The organism is Enterobacter dykesii (assembly GCF_008364625.2).
Taxonomy (GTDB): domain Bacteria; phylum Pseudomonadota; class Gammaproteobacteria; order Enterobacterales; family Enterobacteriaceae; genus Enterobacter; species Enterobacter dykesii.
This window is the reverse complement of the sequence record NZ_CP126604.1, coordinates 3523805-3543481: the sequence shown is the minus strand read 5'-3', so window position 1 is coordinate 3543481 and position 19677 is coordinate 3523805. Positions and strand designations below refer to the sequence as shown.

Here is a 19677-nt window from a genome sequence, read left to right as displayed (position 1 = left end):
CTTCGGATTAACCGGCGTTTGCCTTCACGATGTCATCGATCAGCTTGTTGACCGGATCGAGGCTAATTTCACGGGCGTTACTTTCATAAGCCGGGCTGCTTCGCACCTGGCTTGCCAGGATCTGACCGTCGCGGTTGGCGGTGTCGACCGTCACAAGCGTTGAGAGGCCGATACGCAGCGGGTGATCCGCCAGCTGTTTGGCATCCAGCTCAATACGCACGGGCAGACGCTGAACCACTTTGATCCAGTTACCGGTGGCGTTTTGCGCTGGCAGCAGGGAGAAGGCGCTGCCGGTCCCCATGTCCAGACCGACCACTTTACCGGTGTACTTCACCTCATCGCCATAGATGTCGCTGACAACCGTCGCGCTCTGGCCGATACGCATATGGGCAAGCTGCGTCTCTTTAAAGTTGGCGTCTACCCACAGGTTGTCCGCCGGCACGACCGCCATCAGCGGCGTGGTTGGGCTAATCTGCGCCCCTGGCTGGACGGAACGACGGGAGACATAGCCGGTCATCGGGCTGACGATTTTGGTACGCTGCAGGGCAAGCCACGCGTTGCGCACTTCGGTCGCCGCCTGCTGTACGGCAGGCTGATTTTCCAGACTGGTGCCCAGCACCATCGCCTGGTTGGCGTTGTACTGTTGAATGGCCACGTCCAGCTGTGCCTGAGCGCTGGCAACGGCATCGCGGGCGTGCTGCAGCTCTTCACGGCCAATCAGGTTGGCGGTGCCGAGCGGAACACGGCGGTTCAGGTCGCTCTGCGCCTGCGCCAGCGCCGTTTTCTGCACGTCGATGTTGGCCTGCAGCTGTTTGCTGTTGATCATCAGCTGGCGGGTCTGACGGACGCTGGAGGCCAGCGCGGTCTGTGCTTTTTCAAACGCCTGCTGGGCGTCGGTTGGATCGAGGGTCACCAACACATCGCCTTTTTGCACAAAGTCGGTATTGTCAGCCCAGACTTTCGTCACGCTGCCCGACACCTGCGCCATAATTTGTACCTGGTTCCCTGCCACGTACGCATCGTCAGTCTCTTCAGCATGACGCAGTACTAAAAACCAATAGATCCCATATGCCACGGCAATAATGATAAAGAGCAAGGTCAACAGAAGAAGGGCGCTCTTACGTTTGCCTTTCTTGTTGGCCGGTTGCTGCGGGGTAGTGCTCTCCGCATTTGCGCTCATTGTTGTTCTCCACGATCTTCTTATTTTCACATCGGCTGAGCCGACCTGTTGTCAGAAAGGCCAGCACTGTGACGTGCTGGCCTGTCGGTTTTCTTATGAATCTGGAATGGTGAGCGTGTCGTCGCGTTAGCGCAGCGCCTCAAGAACGGCGCCGTCTTCATCCATCTGGTCCAGACGGGTGAGCAGCTTGCGAGTGATGTGCTCAAGCTGGTCGCGCTCGGCGGTGCTGAGGGCAGACCAGAGTTTGTGCAGGCAATTGTGCTGAGGTGGTAGCACCTCGCGCAGGAACTGATGACCTTTATCGGTCAGTTGCAGATGCAGGCAGCGGCGATCGTTGTCGCTTTCACGGCGCTCAATCCAGCCGCGCTTTTCGAGTTCATCGGCAATACGGGTCGCATTGGTACGGGAGGAGCCCAGCGCGCAGCTCAGTTCGGAAGGCTGAATGCTGTGATTTTCCTGAGACTCCAGCGTAATCAACGCCATAAACAACGTCTCGTTAATCCCTTGAGCTTTCAGCATTTTATTACGGTTTTCCAGTAGCTTACCCTGCATGTGCATGCACAGGCGAGTCAGCAGGATTTCCTGATACGGGAAGTCCTCATGGCGACTGGCGCGGAATTTAAGCATTTGTTCAATGGGCGTAAACGAACTATCCATTTGGGCATAACCTCATTAATTACAGCCGATATAGTAACGATAGTGACAAATAATGTAAATGAATTATTTGTGCGGTTATATCCGCCAAATTTATGTCACCGTCAGAAAGCGCCGGGTAAGTCCGTGACCCGGTGAGCACAGAAAGCGTTGGGTGTGAACCCGCTAGAGAGAGGATGTGAGGACGGGGGTCTGAACTATTCATGCCGATTGTAAATATGTCACCCACATTAAAATTTCTGGGATAAATGATTACGTTTACATTAACAGAGTGATGGGCCTCTTAACACCCTAAGAGGCCAACTCAATGTAAATGTTAGTTAATTGCATCCTGACGGTGATAACCGCGCCACCATACTAGCAAGTTGAGGGTTGCGACGATGGCCCCTATCGCGCATACCCCCGACCAGCCCGCATGCTGCCACGCCGACGCTGAAATGAGCGAACCCGCTGCGCCGCCGATGAAGTAGCTGGTCATGTATCCGGCTGTCAGGCGGTTACGCGCCTCTGGCTTCACGCGATAGATGACGGTCTGATTGGTGATGTGAACGCCCTGAACGGTGAGATCGAGTACCAGGATACCGACAATCAGCGCCAGCACCGAGATGTGTCCGTACCAGATCGCCGCCCAGGAGAGCAGAAGTAAAACCAGCCCTGCGGAGGTGGTCAGGTGGGATTTGCCCTTGTCGGCCAGCCCGCCTGCGGGACGTGCGCCCAGCGCGCCTGCGGCGCCGGCCAGGCCGAACAGGCCAATCACCCCTTCGGAATAATTGAACGGCGGCGCGGCCAGCAGAAACGCCATCGACGTCCACAGGATGCTGAAGTTAGCGAAGGTGAAACAGCCCAGCAGGGCGCGGGTGCGCAGAAGCTTGTCTTCGGTGAACAGGCTGAAAACGGAGGCCAGCAGCTGAGGATAGTTCAGGTGGTTTTCCTGCTTCACTTTTGGCAGCCCGCGCCACAGCGCCAGCGCCATGACGACCATCAGCACGCTCGCCACCCAGTATACGGTGCGCCAGCCGCCGAGGCTTGCCAGCAGCCCTGCAACGGTACGCGCCAGCAAAATCCCCAGCAGCAGGCCGCTCATGATGGTGCCCACCACCTTGCCGCGTTTTTCCGGAGAGGCGAGGGTCGCGGCGAGCGGGACCAGGATTTGCGCCACCACGGAGAACAGCCCCGTTAGCGCGGTACCGATAATCATCATCGTCAGCGACTGGCTGCTGGCGGTGATCAGCATCCCACCGGCGGCCAGCAGGGTCATGGAGACAATCAGCATTCGGCGTTCAAACATATCGCCGAGCGGCACCAGGAACAGCAGCCCGGCGGCATAGCCTAGCTGGGCAGCGGTGACGATAAAGCCTGCGGAGCTGGCGGAGAGATTGAACGCGCGGGCGATGGTGTCGAGAAGAGGCTGCGCGTAATAGTTGCTGGCGACTGCCAGACCCGTTGCCACGGACATTAAAAGGATGAGTGCGGGGCTAAGCCCTTGAGTTGTTTTTGTCATTAGTTTCAGGAATCGTTAGTTGAGTGATTATTTTTCCGGAAACCATAATAGCTAATGATTGTGAAAGTTGGGGGATTGTTGGGTGATGTATTGTGCGGTTTAGGTTGGGTGCGGTTGATCCCCTCATCCTAGCCCTCTCCCACGGGGAGAGGGCTAAGTCCTTTACTTCTGCGCTTCAAGCGCCTCTTTCACCCAGCCGTCGAACTGCTGCTGGTGGGCTTTGATCCAGCCGTCCACGTGGCCTTTCACATCCGCTTCAGACGATTTGCCCGCATGCATCATCGCGTTCTGGGCATTGATGTCCGCCAGCGGCAGCTTCATTACCGAGAACAGCTTCGCCGCCGCCGGGTTTTTCTCCGCCCAGGCTTTGTTGGCCACGATATGCATGGTGTTCACCGGGAAGCCGTAGTTCATGCCGTTCGGCAGTTTGGTGTCGATATCCTTCTGCTCGCCCGGAAGGGAGGAGAACGGCACCTGCAGCCACACCACGTCTTTTCCCGGCTTTAGCACGTCGCTCACCCAGTACGGCGTCCAGGTGTAGTAGATCACCGGTTTACCCTCTTTGAAGCGGGCAATGGTGTCGGCCATCATCGCTGAATAGTTGCCGTGACTCACGTCGACCGTTTTCGCCAGATCGAACGCTTTGTTCTGGTGGTTAATCACCGCTTCACAGCCCCAGCCCGGCGAGCAGCCCATCATGTCGGCCTTGCCGTCACCGTTGGTGTCGAACAGTTTGGCGATCTTCGGATCTTTCAGCTGTTCAATGTTGGTTATGTGGTACTTATCGGCAGTTTTTTTGTCGATCAGATACCCCTGCGCCGCACCCGTCACGAAGGTGCCTTCGCGATAGAATTTCTTGTCGCCACCGGCGGCGGCATACATGTCGTCGTGCAGCGGCTGCCAGTTGACGGCGGTAAAGGTGGCGTCGCCGGAGGCAATCGAGGTGTAGCCCACGTTGTAATCCACTTCGCTCGGGGTGTTAACCGTATAGCCCAGCTTCTCCAGCGCGCGGCTGACGATCAGCGTCTGGAAGCTCTCTTCCGAAATGGTGCTCTGCACCGGCTGTACGGTAATGCCTTTGCCAGGCAGGTCAGCCGCAAACGCGCTGGTGGAGACAAGGGTGGCAAACGCTGTGGCAAAAAGTACGTTATGTCGCATCGTTGTTCCTTATTTTGACTTCGTGAAAGGGCGGGTGAGTAACCCGACAGGGCCGGTGGTATACCAGCGACGGTTGCCGCGACTGCGTGAATCACGACCGACGGCCTGGGTCAGGCGGTCAAGAATAATGGCGAGGATCACAATGCCGACGCCGCCGACGGTGGCCAGCCCCATGTCGAGACGGCCAATGCCGCGCAGCACCATCTGGCCCAGACCGCCAACGGCGATCATCGAGGCAATCACCACCATCGACAGGGCCAGCATCAGCGTCTGGTTAACGCCCGCCATGATGGTCGGCATCGCCAGAGGAAGCTGAACCTTAAACAGCATCTGGCGCGGGCTGGCACCGAACGAGCGTGACGCTTCGATCAGGTCCGCAGGCACCTGGTTAATCCCGAGAATGGTCAGACGAATAATCGGCGGCAGGGCAAAGATAATGGTGACCACCACGCCCGGCACGTTGCCGATGCCGAACAGCATCACGATAGGCACCAGATAGACGAATGCCGGGGTGGTCTGCATCGCATCCAGCAGCGGACGAATAATCTTCGCTGCCCGCGGGCTGCGCGCCAGCCAGATCCCCATCGGCAGGCCGATGACAATGCAGAAGAGTAGAGCGGTCAGCACCAGCGCCAGGGTGATCATCGCCTGCGACCACGCGCCAATCGCGCCGATGGCTATCAGCGAAATCAGCGTGGCGACCCCCATGCCCGCGCTACCGAACTGCCAGGCGATCAGGGAGAACAGGATAATCGCCACCGGCGCCGGCATGCCCAGCATCAGCTGCTGGAAGCCGTTCAGGATGTAATCCACCGGAACGCGGATCCCCTGGAAGACCGGACGGAAGTGCGTGACCACCCAGTCGATCCCTTCCGTAACCCAGCTGTCCAGCGGGATCAGCGTTTTGTGGAACGGATCCATGATGTTGAAGTGTTCTGGCGCAGGCGCGGGTGCGCTGTTCAGCCAGTCTGCCGCGCCGCCGCCATCGGTCGGCGCTGGTGTGGAACCCCAGGCGTCGGCAGATTGCGCAGCGCTGTCCGCTGCTTCAGTGGTGCCCCACGGGTTAGATTGATCGGTCATTGTTTGCCCCCTCGCGATCTAAAGCCTGCAGCAGCATCCGTTTTGAGATGATGCCGACGTACTGTTGTTCCTCACCCACGACCGGCACGGCGCAAGGCGCCTGGCCCACGTGAGAGAGCAACTCGCTGAGCGGTGTTTCGGCGTCCACGGCAAGCGGAGCGTCAATTAACGCCGCATCGATTCCCTGGTTCTCAGTCAGAGCCGTTTTCAGGGAGTCGATGGAGACAACGCCAACAAATTTATTGCCGCGTTCAACCAGATAGCCGTATTCACGGTCTTCGTCCTGCAGCAGCTTCAGCGCGGAGCGCGGGCCGAAGCCTGGCGTTTTACGGATAATGCCGTTTGGCGTTCGACGGGCAATATCTTTGGCGCTAAAGACCTGGCTAATATCCACGCCGCGGAAGAAGGTGCGCACATAATCGTTCGCCGGGTTATTGAGAATTTCATCCGGCGTGCCGACCTGCACCACTTCACCGTTTTGCATAATGGCAATACGGTCACCAATACGCATGGCTTCATCCAGATCGTGGGAAATAAAGACAATCGTTCGCTGATGTTTAGCCTGTAATTTTACCAGCTCATCCTGCATCTCGGTGCGAATTAAAGGATCGAGGGCGGAGAAGGCTTCATCCATTAATAATATGTCTGGATTAATGGCTAATGCACGGGCTAATCCTACGCGCTGACGCATACCGCCGGAAAGTTCATCCGGGTACGCATGCGCATAATTTTCCAGCCCGACCTGACGCAGTGCATCAAGGGCTTTTTCCTGACGTTCCTGAGCCGACGTGCCGGCTAATTCCATGCCGAAAGCAGTATTATCCAGCACCGTCATGTGCGGCATCAGCGCGAATGACTGGAACACCATTGCAATCTTCTTTCTGCGCACCTCGCGAAGCTCTGCGTCTGATATTCTGGCGATATCCACGCCGTCAATCAGCACCTGTCCGCGGGTGGGTTCAATCAGGCGATTGAGAAGGCGAACCATAGTGGATTTACCCGAACCGGATAACCCCATGATGACAAAAATCTCGCCTTCTTCAATGGCCAGACTGGCGTCTTTAACGCCAAGTGATAGCCCGGTTTTTTCCAGAATTTGCTCTTTCGTAAGGCCTTTCTCAATATATTTGAATGCGCGCTGCGGGTGCTCGCCAAATACTTTATAAAGATTTTTCACTTCTAATTTAATTGCCATGCAATAGAGAGTGTCCTGTTATTTGTTTATGCCGATATGATTACCATGGTAAATTGTTAACGGGCATAACCCTAACATACTGAGAATCTGAGACAACCCTGTGTCGGGCTAAGGGCGGAATTTTCATGCAAGCGAAACGGCTGAATTTCCCATGAATAAAGGGCTGAGGGCGGTTTGAATTTTTCTCAATTTTTTGCTGCTGCATCGGGAAATTTCACCTGAATCGGAATGATTCAGGCGAATATGACGTGGAAATTACAGTGTAGTTGTTTTGTAAATATTAGAGAGGGAGTTGTTGGGTTTATATTAAATTAACGAACGTTAGCGTTCATTAAAAATCCCAGTCTTCATCCTCGGTTTCCACCGCTTTGCCCATCACGTACGATGAGCCAGATCCCGAGAAGAAATCGTGGTTTTCGTCGGCATTGGGCGACAGCGCAGCCAGAATAGCCGGGTTCACCTCCGCCATCTCCGGCGGGAACAGCGCGTCGTAACCCAGGTTCATCAGCGCCTTGTTGGCGTTGTAGCAGAGGAAGGCCTTCACGTCCTCCTCCCAGCCGGTGCCGGCGTAGAGTTCCTCCGTATAGCTCAGCTCGTTGTCGTACAGATCCATCAGCAAATCGAGCGCAAAGCCTTTAAGCTCCTCGCGCTTTGCCTCGCTGACTTTCTCCAGCCCTTTCTGATACTTATAGCCGATATAATACCCGTGCACCGCTTCATCACGAATGATGAGCCGAATCAAATCGGCGGTGTTGGTGAGCTTGCCCCGGCTCGACCAGTACATGGGCAGCCAGAAGCCGGAATAGAAGAGGAAGGATTCCAGGAATACGCTGGCGATCTTTTTCTTCAGCAGCTCGTCGGCCCGGTAATATTCCAGAACAAGCTCCGCCTTTCTCTGTAATGACTCACTCTCTTCACTCCAGGCGTAGGCTGCGTCCACGTCTTTGGTCTGGCAGAGCGTCGAAAAAATCGAACTGTAGGAGCGGGCGTGCACCGCCTCCATAAAGCTGATGTTTGACATCACCGCCTCTTCGTGCGGCGTCAGCGCATCGCTCATCAGCGCGGGCGCTCCCACGGTATTCTGAATGGTGTCCAGCAGCGTCAGGCCGGTAAAGACGCGGATCGTCAGCTGCTGTTCGGCGTGGCTCAGCGTTTGCCAGGCCGGAATATCGTTGGAGAGCGGAACCTTTTCCGGCAGCCAGAAGTTGCTGGTCAGGCGGTTCCATACCTCCAGGTCTTTATCGTCCTGGATTTTGTTCCAGTTAACGGCACTCACGCGTGACAGTTTCATCCTTTCTCCTTACAGCGCGCAGGACACGCAGCCTTCAATTTCGGTGCCTTCCAGCGCAAGCTGGCGCAGGCGAATGTAGTAGAGCGTTTTGATGCCTTTCTTCCAGGCGTAGATCTGCGCCCTGTTGATATCCCGCGTGGTGGCGGTGTCCGGGAAAAACAGCGTCAGCGACAGCCCCTGATCCACATGTTTTGTCGCCTCCGCGTAGGTATCGATGATTTTCTCCGGGCCGATCTCATACGCGTCCTGATACAGCGCCAGGTTCTCATTGGTCATAAACGGGGCAGGGTAGTAAACGCGCCCGGTTTTGCCTTCCTTACGAATTTCAATTTTCGACACGATCGGGTGAATGCTCGACGTGGCGTGGTTGATGTAGGAAATCGATCCGGTCGGCGGTACCGCCTGCAGGTTCTGGTTATAAATGCCGTAGCGCATCACGTCATCACGCAATTGCTGCCACATCTCGCGCGTCGGCAGGGTAATCCCCGCGCGGGCAAACAGTTCGCGCACTTTTTCGGTTTTCGGCTGCCAGTCGCCTTCCAGATACTGGCTAAAATATTCCCCGCTGGCGTAACGCGATTGCTCAAAGCCCGCGAACCGCTGGCTGCGCTCGCGCGCCAGCATCATCGAGGTGTGCAGCGCGTGCCAGGTAATGGTGTAAAAATAGAGGTTGGTGAAATCCAGCCCTTCCGGACTGCCGTAGGCGATGCCTTCCCGCGCCAGATAGCCGTGCAGGTTCATCTGCCCCAGACCGATGGCGTGCGACGCGGCGTTGCCCGCTTCAATAGACGGCACGCTGCGGATGTGGCTCATGTCCGACACCGCCGTCAGCCCGCGAATGGCGGTCTCCACCGTGCGGCCAAAGTCGGGGGAATCCATGGTGTGGGCAATATTCAGCGACCCGAGGTTGCAGGAGATATCCTTGCCGATGTCCGCGTAGTCCAGGTTCTCATCGTAGGTTGACGCGCTGTTGACCTGCAAAATCTCCGAGCACAGGTTGCTCATGTTGATGCGCCCGGCAATCGGGTTTGCGCGGTTCACCGTGTCCTCGTACATGATGTACGGATAGCCGGACTCAAACTGGATCTCCGCAAGCGTCTGGAAGAAATCGCGGGCGTTGATAGTTTTTTTGCGGATGCGATCGTCGGCCAGCAGCTCGTCGTACAGCTCGCTGATGGCCACGTCGCCAAAGGCTTTGCCGTAGATTCGCTCAACGTCATACGGCGAGAAAAGCGCCATCTCGGCATTCTCTTTGGCGAGCTTAAAGGTGATATCCGGGATCACCACGCCGAGCGACAGGGTTTTGATGCGAATTTTTTCGTCGGCGTTTTCGCGTTTGGTATCGAGAAAACGCAGGATGTCCGGGTGGTGTGCGTGCAGGTAAACCGCCCCGGCGCCCTGGCGTGCGCCAAGCTGGTTGGCATAGGAGAAGGCATCTTCCAGCATCTTCATCACCGGGATCACGCCGGAGGACTGGTTTTCGATGCGCTTGATCGGCGCGCCCGCTTCACGCAGGTTCGAGAGCAGAAACGCCACGCCGCCGCCGCGTTTGGAAAGCTGCAGCGCCGAGTTCACCGCGCGGCCAATCGACTCCATGTTGTCTTCAATGCGCAGCAGGAAGCAGGAAACCAGCTCGCCCCGCTGGGCTTTGCCGCAGTTGAGAAAGGTTGGCGTGGCGGGCTGGAAGCGACCGGAGAGGATCTCGTCGGTGAGCCGCTCCGCCAGCGCTTCATCACCCTGCGCCAGGGTCAGCGCCACCATTGCCACGCGATCTTCAAAGCTTTCTAAGTAGCGTTTACCGTCAAAGGTCTTCAGGGTGTAGCTGGTGTAATACTTCCACGCGCCGAGGAAGGTCTGGAAACGAAAGCCGCTGGCGTGGGCGCGCTCAAACAGCTTCACCACAAAGGCGCGGTCGTAGCGGGTGAGCGTGCGCGCGTCGTAGTAGCCCTCGTTAACCAGATAGTCGAGACGTTCATTCTGGCTCGCAAAGGTCACGCTGTTGGGCCGCACGTGGGCGGCAAAAAAGGCGTCCACCGCCTCACGATCTTTCTCGAACTGAATCCGCCCCTCCCGATCGTAGAGGTTAAGCATCGCGTTTAATGCGTGGTAATCCGGTGTCGCCTGAATCACCCGTTCTGCGGTTGTCGTTGCCAAAATTCGTTCACTCCTTTACGCACGTTTTCGACGTCCTGCTGTGTCCCCATCAGCTCAAAACGATAGAGATACGGCACGCCGCATTTTTGAGAAATGACATCCCCGGCGCGGCCAAAGGCATCGCCGAAATTGCGATTCCCCGCTGCGATAACGCCGCGGATGAGCCCGCGGTTATGAGGATCGTTCAGAAAGCGGATCACCTGACGAGGCACGGCTCCTGCTGTACCGCCTCCGCCATAGCTGGGCACCACCAGAATGTAAGGCTCCTCTACCCGGATCCGCTCCCGCTCGTTCAGCGGAATGCGCACCGCAGGCAGCCCGACGCGCTCAATAAAACGGAGCGTGTTTTCCGAGCTGCTGGAGAAGAACACCAGTCTGCTCATGCCCGTACGGCCTGCGCGGCGATGCGGTTGATCATGTCCGGGCGGAAGCCGGACCAGCTGGTCTCCCCGGCCACCACCACCGGAAGCTGACGGAAACCCTGCGCGCGAAGGGTATCGGCGGCCTCGGGCTGCTGGTCAATATTCACCGTCTCAAACGCCACGCCGCGGCTTTCCATCGCCCGTTTGGTCGCGTGGCACTGAACACAATCATTACGAGTGTAAATAATAATGCTCATGATTCGTATTTCCATTTAAAATGAGGGAGCGGCGCGAAACATCGCGTCAGTTGTGTGTATCTTGCTAAAAGTAATACTAGATGTAGTTGTCTTAAGTTTCAACCATACAAGATATGGGAAATTTAGATTGATATCGCCCCTGTGATGAGCACAGCGGGGCAGGGCAGGCTGTACGGGTTTTTCAGGCTAACGGGTATAAAAAAGCCCCGGCGCCTGAGGCTGCCGGGGCAGAAAACGCGGGCTTATTTACGCAGGCTAAGCAGGGCACCGACGAAGATGCCGACCGCCGCGACGGTTCCCAGAGTACATAGCGGTTTTTCACGCACGAAGGTCGTAGCACAGCTTGCCATATCGCAGGCTGCCTGCGTGGCGCGTGAACGTCCGTTCATGCGGGCGCGAGTTTCACGGAGCAGAGACTGAGCCTTACGCTTTGCGGCATCCGCTTCGTCCTTCGCGTCACTTCCCCAAGACTTCAGCACCTCTTCCAGCGTGTCCGCTAATTGGCTGACATCATTACGAATATCCTGAGCGTCGTCATTAATATCGTTTCGGTTCGGTCTGTTAAACATACGATCCTCCGTAATTTTGTGTTCCCGTTCAGTTTAGTTCAGAAATTTAATATCTGAAGCGTATCACGCGTTATCCGGCAGTTTATGGACTATTCTGAAAGCCCTGCTATTGCTGAATACTGTAAGGTTGCCGGGCAGGAAAAGATAACGAGGAAAAGATATGTATTTACGACCTGACGAGGTGGCACGCGTTCTTGAAAAAGAGGGATTCACCATGGATGAGGTGACGCCAAAAGCGTATGGATATCGCCGCGGCGAGAATTATGTTTATGTTAATCGCGAAGCAAGAATGGGACGCACTGCTCTCATTATTCATCCGACGCTGAAAGACAGAAGTCTGTCATTTGCTGAGCCTGCCTCGGATATTAAAACCTGCGATCATTATCAGCAATTTCCGCTCTATTTAGGCGGTGAACGGCACGAGCATTATGGTATTCCGCACGGTTTCAGTTCGCGTATGGCGCTGGAGCGATTTTTGAAGGGACTGTTTGGCGACGTACAGTAAATCCGCGACTGGCGTGCGCCAGTCGCTTCACATCACGCTTTTGCCTGGCTGTACTGGCTGACCTTAAACAGGCGGCGGCAGTAGTCGAGGAAATAGCCGTAAACGGCTCCCATCAACATCGAAATGACAATATTCGAACTCACCGCCGCAGCGATCTGGTGCCAGTCTGCACCGACAGTCAGGAGAATGGCCACGTAAACCGGTGACTGGAACGTCACATACGCCAGAACGTCTGCGAGGTTTTTCACCCAGCCTGCAGGACTGATACGACGCGCGAAACGCATTACCGCATCGCGGTATAAACCGTAAGGCCATGCAATAATAATATTGACCGGGATCGCCACCAGACGAGAAGAAAGCGACTGCTCGAAGGACATTCCGGAGAGGAATATTTCGATCAGCATGTTCACGACGGAACAGTAAACAACCATCGCGAAAGTATCCGCCACCGCGTGGCGCAGGCGAGATTGCGGCGAGAACATGTCTGAACTCCTTGAGAAGAACACAAAAGAAACGATTTTCCTTCAGCGGTTAGTGCTTTAGGTTGGTTTGTTTGACGTGTATAGCGTATATCTCTGAGTTTGAACTAACAACTAGTGATTAATTTTTATTTAATCGCCTTTTGTCCACAAAATTCTCTAAAGTTGTTCGTTTTTTGTTCCGATCGTTATAATCTGTCTCGCTTGATAATTTTTATATTAAAATCAATAACTTGATTTTATAGGTGGCGAGAAGCAGGCATTTACACCTGATGGCGGGTGAGTATGCTGTGATTTGGATTAAGCTTAGCCATTTATATTAATAGGGATGATTGGATTCACCGGTGTCCTGCCAGCACCTTGCGCTATTATTAACAATGAGCTCTAAATATATTTACACCGACGCCCGTACGGACCCTTGGGTAGATATTTCAACTCAAATGAATTATTCTGTCGGCGATTTATCTATTTATCCCCCAAAGAAAAGGTTTCCAAATAATATGTCTTTGACGTTACAGAATCTTAATAATATCCGAACCCTGCGCGCCATGGCGCGTGAATTATCCCTGGACGTTCTTGAGGAAATGCTGGAAAAGGTCAGGGTCGTTACTGAAGAGAAACGCAGCGAGCTGACGGAATTAGAGCAGCAGCGTGCTGAGCAGCAGGAAAAAATTAATGCTCTGCTGGAGCGGATGAAAGCCGATGGTATTTCCCCGACTGACCTGCTGGGTTCTGAACTGGCGCAGGCGGGTAAGCCAGCGAAAAAGCGTAAGCCGCGTGAGGCAAAATATCGCTTTATTGACCAGAACGGCGAAGAGAAAACGTGGACCGGCCAGGGCCGCACGCCGAAGCCTATCGCCAGCGCGCTGGCAGACGGTAAATCACTGGATGATTTTCTGATCTAACGGATGAGCCGGGCGGAACACGCCGCCCGGCTTATTGTTCAGCAGACGCCGAAATCGCCTTCTTCGGTATAAGGCGCCACATCGGCGGCTTTCAGCGTATATTTCTCGCCTTGCTCATTGCTGGCCTGGACCGCCACAATGCTGTCACCGTTCACTTCGAGCACTTTCAGTTTCGGGCCGCCTTTACGCGGTTGCACATAATCACCGACAGAAACCATATTACCTCCTCATCGTTTTAGCGATCTTCACCTTAGCCCACGCATGACGCCGGGTACAGCGTATTTCACCGATTACTGCTTATGAGGTACGCCGGTTCCAGGGCATCACCTTGAGCAGTCGCGCCATGCCGCAAAAGCCCGTCACACCGGCGAACAGCAGCCCGGCTCCGACAAAACCGCTGAGCAGGAAAAAGCCGCTGGAGACGCTATAGCCCAGCACCACGCCGCAGAGTATCAACAGCCCGGCGGCAATTTGCACCTGACGCATCAGCGGCAGCGGCTGGGACTTGTCTTCGACGGTCGGCAGTCCGGCCTGCTTCCAACCCTGAATCCCCCCCTCGACCACAAATGCCTCTGCGGGTGCGGCGGCCTGAGCCAGGCGTTCGGCATTCCCCGACGTCCGGGCGCCGGACTGACAGTGAAAAATCACCGTATCGCCCGCCTGCGCGTTAAGTGCGCCGGGTAAGGTATCCAGCGGCACGGACCGCGCGGCAGGAATATGCTCGCGGGCGTACTCATCGGCATCACGAATATCAATCAGTTTTGCGCCTTCAGCGACCCGGGCATTGGCCTGGCGAGGTGAAAGAAGAGGAAGTGACATGGCGGCTCCTTACGGGCAATAAAGGGTTTTCAGGGTGCTGATAAGCTGATGTACCGCATCGTTTTTTATGGAATAAAGAATGCGCTGCGCGTCGCGGGTGCTGTCGATCAGACCTTCCTCACGCATGCGCGCCAGATGCTGCGACGTGGCGGACGCGCTTAGCCCCGTGGCTCGAGCAAGCTCCCCCGCGCTGGTGCCGGGCGCTCCGCACAGGGTGCAGAGGATCAGCAGCCGACGGGGGTTGCTCATCGCTTTTAAGAGTGTGGCGGCCTGCCCGGCGCTGTCCTGAAGCTGTTCGAGTTCTGTCATAATAGTTTAGTATTTACTTAATTAAGTGAATGCTAAACTAATCCAGTCCATTTAACCACCGTCAAAAGCGTAAAAGAGGGTAAACGCGAGGCCCGGAACTGGTACAGACGAAAAAACTGGCTATGCTTACAGCGTTCTCTTCATTATTTTCAATGGATTAGACTGAACGGAGTGTTTATATGGGATTTTGGCGTATTGTTTTTACGATCCTCATACCGCCGCTGGGCGTGCTGTTGGGCAAAGGGTTTGGCTGGGCGTTTATTATCAACATTCTTCTGACGCTGCTGGGCTACTTCCCCGGCCTCATTCACGCGTTTTGGGTACAGAGCAAAAGCTAGGCGCGCCACAGTAAATCGCTATAGATATCGGTCAGCACCCCCGCAGGACCAAACTGCTGCTTGATCCACCGCGTGACCTGGCCGGTTGCGGCATGCTGCGTGGCGAGCAGCATGCGCGAATCCTGACGCGGGTTATTAATCCGTCGGGTGACCAGCAGCCCCGCTTCTACCGCCTCGCGGGCCATGTATTCCGGCAAAAAGCCAATCCCTTCGCCCAGGATCTGACACTGACATTTGGTGTTAAAGTCCGGCACCAGAATCGCCTCCTGTCCGTGCAGCAGCCAGCCAACCTTTTTGTTAATGGTGTGCGCGGTATCTTCCACCATGATGTTGGGATACAGGCGCAGCTGGCTTTCCGCTATTGGCTCCGGGGTGAACGCCAGCGGGTGTTCCGGCGCGATGGCAAACACCCAGCGAATGGCGCCGATCTCGGTGTAATCAATCCCGCCGCCGTCCAGCAGCGTGTCCGGCGCGCCAATCGCGATGTTGGCCTGGTTGTTGATGATGGAGTCCCAGACGCCGTTGTAGACCTCGGTGGTCACGGTGATCTGACAGGTGGGAAACTGCTTTTTCAGCACCTGCAGCAGCCGCGCCGTGTGGCGTGGGGTATACAAAAGCTGGTTGATACAGATGCGCACCCGCGCCTCAATGCCCTGAGAAATGGTGTCAATCCCGCGCTTGATGGCGTGAAAGTCGTTAAGCAGGTCGGTGGCCTTACGGTAAAAGTAAAAGCCGGACTCGGTCAGCTCGATGCTGCGCGTGCTGCGGACGAACAGCACCACGTCCAGTCCGGTCTCCATGCGCTTAATGGTGTAGCTGATGGCGGAGGTTGTTACCCCCAGTTCGGCTGCGGCTTTGCTGAAGCTGCCGAAGCGTGCGGCGGTAGTAAAGGCCAGCAGGTTCTCCTCGGTAAAGATGGAATTCATATCTCACTCCCTTCAGCCATCAGTTTTGAACATATTTTAACAGCGTCGTTACAACGCATTTGAAGCCGATCACAGTTCTGACTCTTTGTCGAAAGCCGCATGCAGTAAGGCTTCGTCAGGCATAAGCATAATGCAGGCAGAAGCGCTAAAAAGCGGAGAAACATAAGAAAAAGGTTGCACAGACGCACGTTTTGACCGGTTTATTGAATTTACCTCAACAATGAATTGACTGTCGATGAATCATTTTTAAGCGGATTCTTTTATCACCAGGCTGTTGCTATTCTCAGGTCAACAGAAATAAAAACATCGGGAGTCTGAATATGTCTGCGAACGAACTCGTTACTGAATTTCTGCTGGCGGCAGAAGAGGGCAATAGCGATGCGCTAAAAGCCTGTCTGGAGAAAGGTGTGGATATTAACGCCACCAACCGCCAGAAAAGAACCGCCGTTATTATTGCCAGCCTGAAAAAGCATTATGACTGCGTGGCGTTATTAATTGCCGCCGGGGCGGATATTGATAAACAGGATCAGACCTGCTTTAACCCCTTCCTGATTAGCTGCCTGACCAACGATATCACCCTGCTGCGCCTTGTCCTTCCGGCAAATCCCGATCTCGACCGCCTGACGCGCTTTGGCGGCGTGGGCATTACGCCAGCCAGTGAAAAAGGGCACGTGGAGATCGTCCGCGAGCTGCTGGAAAAAACCGATATCAACGTTAACCACACCAATTTTGTCGGCTGGACGCCGCTGCTGGAAGCGATCGTGCTCAACGACGGCGGCGCTAAGCAGCAGGAGATCGTGAAGCTGCTGTTGGATCACGGCGCGAACCCGCACATGACCGATAAATACGGCAAAACCCCGCTCGAGCTGGCGCGGGAAAAAGGCTTCGATGCAATAGCTGACCTGCTGCTGGCGGCGGGCGCATAACGCATTCGGTCAGCCGCGACCGGCTGGCCGTTAATTTAAAAAGCATTTTTACCGACGTGCATTTTGCACGACGGCGGCCCCCCTTTTATCCGCATTCAGGAGAAAATAATGCCCACAAAAATCGTCATAAAAAAGAACACATATTTTGACTCCGTCTCATTAATGTCCGTTTCCACCAAAGCCAATAAATTACCGGGCGTCGAGCAGGCGTTTGTCGCGATGGCGACGGAAATGAACAAAGGCGTATTAAAAAACCTCGGGCTATTAACGCCGGAATTAGCGGAAGCCAAAAACGGCGACCTGATGATCGTGATTAAAGGCGACGCGGCGAATGATGAAACGCTGGCGGCCATCGAAGCGCTGTTCACGCGTAAAGAGAGCGGCGGCACCCATGAAGCGCGATACGCCACGATTGCCAGCGCCAAAACTCATCGCCCGGAGAGCAACCTCGCGGTGATTTCCGTCAACGGCACCTTCGCTGCCCGCGAAGCGCGCCAGGCGCTGGAAAACGGCCTTAACGTGATGCTCTTCTCTGACAACGTTTCGCTCGATGACGAGCTGGCGCTGAAGCAGCTGGCGCACCAGAAAGGGCTACTGATGATGGGGCCGGACTGCGGCACCGCCATTATCAACGGCGCGGGATTGTGCTTTGCCAACGCGGTGCGCCGCGGAGCGATTGGCATCGTCGGCGCCTCCGGCACCGGCAGCCAGGAGCTGAGCGTGCGCATTCACGAATTCGGTGGCGGCGTGTCGCAGCTGATCGGCACCGGCGGTCGCGATCTTAGCGAGAAAATCGGCGGCCTGATGATGCTCGACGCCATCGACATGCTGGAAGCGGACGACGCGACCCAGGTGATTGCGCTGATCTCCAAGCCGCCGGCCCCTGCGGTGGCGGAGAAAGTGCTGGCGCGCGCGCGCGCCTGCCGCAAGCCGGTGGTTGTCTGCTTCCTCGGCCGCAGCGAACCGCCCGCCGATGAAGACGGCCTGCAGTTTGCGCGCGGCACGAAAGAGGCGGCCCTGAAGGCGGTCCTGCTCACCGGCATCAAAAAAGAGTCCCTCGATCTGCATCCTCTCAACTGGCCGTTGATTGAAGAGGTGCGCGCTCGCCTGACCCCGCAGCAGAAGTACATTCGCGGCCTGTTCTGCGGCGGTACCCTGTGCGACGAGGCGATGTTCGCGTCGCTTGCGAAATTCGACGACGTCTACAGCAACATCCAGCCGGATCCGGCTAAGCGCCTGAGCGACATCAGCGTCAGTAAAGCCCACACCTTCCTCGATTTTGGCGACGACGACTTCACCAACGGCAAGCCGCACCCGATGATCGACCCGACCAACCGCATCAGCCGCCTGCTGCAGGAAGCCCGCGACCCGGAAGTCGGGGTAATTGTGATGGACTTCGTGCTGGGCTTTGGCGCGCACGAGGATCCGGTCGGGGTGATGATCGACGCTATCAAAGAGGCGCAGGCCATCGCGAAGGCCGATAACCGTCCGCTGGAGATCCTCGGCTACGTGCTCGGCACCGACCAGGATCCGCAGTCGCTGGCGCAGCAGTGCCAGCTGCTGACCGACGCAGGCGTTATCTGGGCCAGCAGCAGCACCAACACCGGATTACTGGCACGCGAATTTGTCTGCAAAGGGGAGAAAGCATAATGACGACCTTATTCAACCAGCCGCTGAACGTGATTAACGTCGGCATTGTGATGTTCAGTGACGATCTCAAAAAACAGCACGTTCCCGTGACCCAGCTCGACTGGACGCCGCCGGGACGGGGCAATATGCAGGTCGTTGAAGCGCTCGATCGGCTGGCGGAAAAACCGCTGGCGGAGAAAATCGCCGCTGCTAACCGCATCGCCCTTGAGCGCATTATTCAGTCTCATCCGGTGCTGGTGGGCTATGACCAGGCCATTAACGTGGTGCCGGGCATGACCCGCACCACCATTCTGCACGCCGGTCCGCCTGTCGCCTGGGATAACATGTGCGGGGCGATGAAGGGGGCGGTCACCGGGGCGCTGGTGTTTGAAGGGCTGGCGAACGATCTGGACGACGCGGCACGGCTCGCTGCCTCCGGAGACATTACCTTCTCGCCGTGCCACGAGCACGACTGCGTGGGCTCGATGGCGGGCGTTACCTCCGCGTCGATGTTTATGCACATCGTGGAGAACAAAACCTACGGCAACCGCGCGTTCACCAACCTCAGCGAGCAGATGGCGAAGATCCTGCGCATGGGCGCCAACGACCAGAGCGTGATCGACCGCCTGAACTGGATGCGCGACGTGCTCGGCCCGATGCTGCGCGAGGCGATGAAGATCGTCGGCGAAATTGACCTGCGCCTGATGCTGGCCCAGGCGCTGCATATGGGCGACGAGTGCCATAACCGCAACAACGCGGGCACCACGCTTCTTATTCAGGCGCTGACGCCGGGGCTGATCCAGGCGGGTTATCCGGTGGAGCAACAGCGCGAGGTGTTCGAATTTGTCGCCAGCAGCGACTACTTCTCCGGCCCGACGTGGATGGCGATGTGTAAAGCCGCGCTGGACGCCGCTCACGGCATTGAGTACAGCACCGTCGTCACCACCATGGCGCGTAACGGCTACGAGTTCGGCCTGCGCGTTTCCGGCCTGCCGGGGCAGTGGTTCACCGGCCCGGCGCAGCAGGTGATTGGCCCGATGTTCGCGGGCTATAAGCCGGAAGATTCAGGGCTGGACATAGGCGATAGCGCCATCACCGAAACCTACGGCATCGGCGGCTTTGCGATGGCGACGGCTCCGGCAATCGTTGCTCTGGTGGGCGGAACGGTGGAGGAAGCCATCGACTTCTCCCGTCAGATGCGCGAAATCACCCTCGGCGAAAACCCGAACGTCACCATTCCGCTGCTCTCGTTTATGGGCATTCCGACCGCTATCGATATCACCAAAGTCGCCGGCAGCGGCATTCTGCCGGTGATTAACACCGCCATTGCCCATAAAGACGCGGGCATCGGCATGATTGGGGCGGGCATCGTTCACCCGCCGTTTAGCTGTTTTGAAAAGGCGCTGTTGACCTTCCGCGATCGCTACTTTTTATAAGGCA

22 protein-coding genes are annotated in these 19677 nt (G+C 56.3%); 6 read left to right on the top strand and 16 right to left on the bottom strand.

Annotated elements, in window-relative coordinates; all coding sequences use genetic code 11:
* Window positions 1-7 precede the first annotated feature (7 nt).
* The 11 genes from emrA to F0320_RS16755 form a co-directional block, all read right to left on the bottom strand.
* Window positions 8-1180, bottom strand: a complete 1173-nt coding sequence (gene emrA, locus F0320_RS16805; RefSeq protein ID WP_047650310.1) for a multidrug efflux MFS transporter periplasmic adaptor subunit EmrA — start codon at window positions 1178-1180, stop codon at window positions 8-10.
* 126 nt (window positions 1181-1306) lie between these two features.
* Window positions 1307-1837, bottom strand: a complete 531-nt coding sequence (gene mprA / locus F0320_RS16800) for a transcriptional repressor MprA (protein ID WP_023308933.1) — start codon at window positions 1835-1837, stop codon at window positions 1307-1309.
* 313 nt (window positions 1838-2150) lie between these two features.
* A complete protein-coding gene (locus tag F0320_RS16795) occupies window positions 2151-3335 on the bottom strand; it encodes an MFS transporter (protein ID WP_126329553.1) in 1185 nt (394 codons plus the stop codon).
* A gap of 162 nt (window positions 3336-3497) precedes the next feature.
* A complete protein-coding gene (gene proX, locus F0320_RS16790) occupies window positions 3498-4493 on the bottom strand; it encodes a glycine betaine/L-proline ABC transporter substrate-binding protein ProX (protein ID WP_023308931.1) in 996 nt (331 codons plus the stop codon).
* Between the two features lie 9 nt (window positions 4494-4502).
* Window positions 4503-5573 (bottom strand): glycine betaine/L-proline ABC transporter permease ProW, encoded by a 1071-nt coding sequence (gene proW / locus F0320_RS16785; protein WP_126329551.1) that lies wholly within the window; start codon window positions 5571-5573, stop codon window positions 4503-4505.
* The gene (proV, locus tag F0320_RS16780) at window positions 5557-6768 is read right to left on the bottom strand and encodes a glycine betaine/L-proline ABC transporter ATP-binding protein ProV (protein WP_126329549.1); all 1212 of its coding nucleotides are present in this window, start codon (window positions 6766-6768) and stop codon (window positions 5557-5559) included. The genes proW and proV overlap by 17 nt, the downstream gene beginning before the upstream one ends.
* A 331-nt stretch (window positions 6769-7099) precedes the next feature.
* Window positions 7100-8059, bottom strand: a complete 960-nt coding sequence (gene nrdF / locus F0320_RS16775) for a class 1b ribonucleoside-diphosphate reductase subunit beta (RefSeq protein WP_126329547.1) — start codon at window positions 8057-8059, stop codon at window positions 7100-7102.
* Window positions 8060-8068: 9 nt separating this feature from the next.
* On the bottom strand, window positions 8069-10213 hold the full coding sequence (nrdE, locus tag F0320_RS16770) for a class 1b ribonucleoside-diphosphate reductase subunit alpha (RefSeq protein ID WP_126329545.1): 2145 nt from the start codon (window positions 10211-10213) through the stop codon (window positions 8069-8071).
* Window positions 10186-10596: a class Ib ribonucleoside-diphosphate reductase assembly flavoprotein NrdI gene (nrdI, locus tag F0320_RS16765; RefSeq protein ID WP_047650315.1), complete on the bottom strand. Its 411-nt coding sequence runs from the start codon at window positions 10594-10596 to the stop codon at window positions 10186-10188. The genes nrdE and nrdI overlap by 28 nt, the downstream gene beginning before the upstream one ends.
* Window positions 10593-10832 carry a glutaredoxin-like protein NrdH gene (nrdH, locus tag F0320_RS16760; protein ID WP_126329543.1) on the bottom strand — a complete coding sequence of 80 codons (240 nt, stop codon included), beginning with the start codon at window positions 10830-10832 and terminating at the stop codon, window positions 10593-10595. The genes nrdI and nrdH overlap by 4 nt, the downstream gene beginning before the upstream one ends.
* Before the next feature lie 242 nt (window positions 10833-11074).
* The gene (locus tag F0320_RS16755; protein WP_023308924.1) at window positions 11075-11401 is read right to left on the bottom strand and encodes a DUF883 domain-containing protein; all 327 of its coding nucleotides are present in this window, start codon (window positions 11399-11401) and stop codon (window positions 11075-11077) included.
* 160 nt (window positions 11402-11561) lie between these two features.
* Here F0320_RS16755 and F0320_RS16750 point away from each other — a divergent pair, with 160 nt between their 5' ends.
* A complete protein-coding gene (locus F0320_RS16750) occupies window positions 11562-11906 on the top strand; it encodes a DUF2002 family protein (RefSeq protein ID WP_023308923.1) in 345 nt (114 codons plus the stop codon).
* A 32-nt stretch (window positions 11907-11938) separates the two neighbouring features.
* Here the strand turns inward: F0320_RS16750 and alaE are convergent, their stop codons facing one another.
* On the bottom strand, window positions 11939-12388 hold the full coding sequence (alaE, locus tag F0320_RS16745) for an L-alanine exporter AlaE (protein WP_008502567.1): 450 nt from the start codon (window positions 12386-12388) through the stop codon (window positions 11939-11941).
* A 497-nt stretch (window positions 12389-12885) separates the two neighbouring features.
* Between alaE and stpA the strand changes: the two genes are divergently transcribed.
* Window positions 12886-13290, top strand: coding sequence for a DNA-binding protein StpA (gene stpA, locus F0320_RS16740; protein ID WP_033146355.1), 405 nt, complete (start codon window positions 12886-12888; stop codon window positions 13288-13290).
* Between the two features lie 38 nt (window positions 13291-13328).
* Here stpA and F0320_RS16735 read toward each other — a convergent pair whose 3' ends face one another.
* From F0320_RS16735 to F0320_RS16725, 3 genes are all read right to left on the bottom strand, one after another.
* Window positions 13329-13508 (bottom strand): hypothetical protein, encoded by a 180-nt coding sequence (locus F0320_RS16735; RefSeq protein WP_126329541.1) that lies wholly within the window; start codon window positions 13506-13508, stop codon window positions 13329-13331.
* A gap of 79 nt (window positions 13509-13587) precedes the next feature.
* The gene (locus tag F0320_RS16730; protein WP_064673542.1) at window positions 13588-14109 is read right to left on the bottom strand and encodes a rhodanese family protein; all 522 of its coding nucleotides are present in this window, start codon (window positions 14107-14109) and stop codon (window positions 13588-13590) included.
* Between the two features lie 9 nt (window positions 14110-14118).
* Window positions 14119-14418 (bottom strand): ArsR/SmtB family transcription factor, encoded by a 300-nt coding sequence (locus tag F0320_RS16725; protein ID WP_126329539.1) that lies wholly within the window; start codon window positions 14416-14418, stop codon window positions 14119-14121.
* Between the two features lie 179 nt (window positions 14419-14597).
* Here F0320_RS16725 and F0320_RS16720 point away from each other — a divergent pair, with 179 nt between their 5' ends.
* Window positions 14598-14756, top strand: a complete 159-nt coding sequence (locus tag F0320_RS16720) for a YqaE/Pmp3 family membrane protein (RefSeq protein ID WP_023308917.1) — start codon at window positions 14598-14600, stop codon at window positions 14754-14756.
* Here the strand turns inward: F0320_RS16720 and F0320_RS16715 are convergent.
* Window positions 14753-15682 (bottom strand): LysR substrate-binding domain-containing protein, encoded by a 930-nt coding sequence (locus tag F0320_RS16715; protein ID WP_029742057.1) that lies wholly within the window; start codon window positions 15680-15682, stop codon window positions 14753-14755. The two genes, F0320_RS16720 and F0320_RS16715, sit on opposite strands and share 4 nt — an antisense overlap.
* A 320-nt stretch (window positions 15683-16002) precedes the next feature.
* Here F0320_RS16715 and F0320_RS16710 point away from each other — a divergent pair, with 320 nt between their 5' ends.
* From F0320_RS16710 to F0320_RS16700, 3 genes are all read left to right on the top strand, one after another.
* Window positions 16003-16608 carry an ankyrin repeat domain-containing protein gene (locus F0320_RS16710; RefSeq protein WP_039263421.1) on the top strand — a complete coding sequence of 202 codons (606 nt, stop codon included), beginning with the start codon at window positions 16003-16005 and terminating at the stop codon, window positions 16606-16608.
* A 108-nt stretch (window positions 16609-16716) separates the two neighbouring features.
* Window positions 16717-18258: an acyl-CoA synthetase FdrA gene (gene fdrA, locus F0320_RS16705; RefSeq protein ID WP_126329537.1), complete on the top strand. Its 1542-nt coding sequence runs from the start codon at window positions 16717-16719 to the stop codon at window positions 18256-18258.
* Entirely contained in the window at window positions 18258-19673 is a 1416-nt protein-coding gene (locus F0320_RS16700) for a DUF1116 domain-containing protein (protein ID WP_185807257.1), read from the top strand. Before fdrA ends, F0320_RS16700 begins: the two co-directional genes overlap by 1 nt.
* Window positions 19674-19677 lie beyond the last annotated feature (4 nt).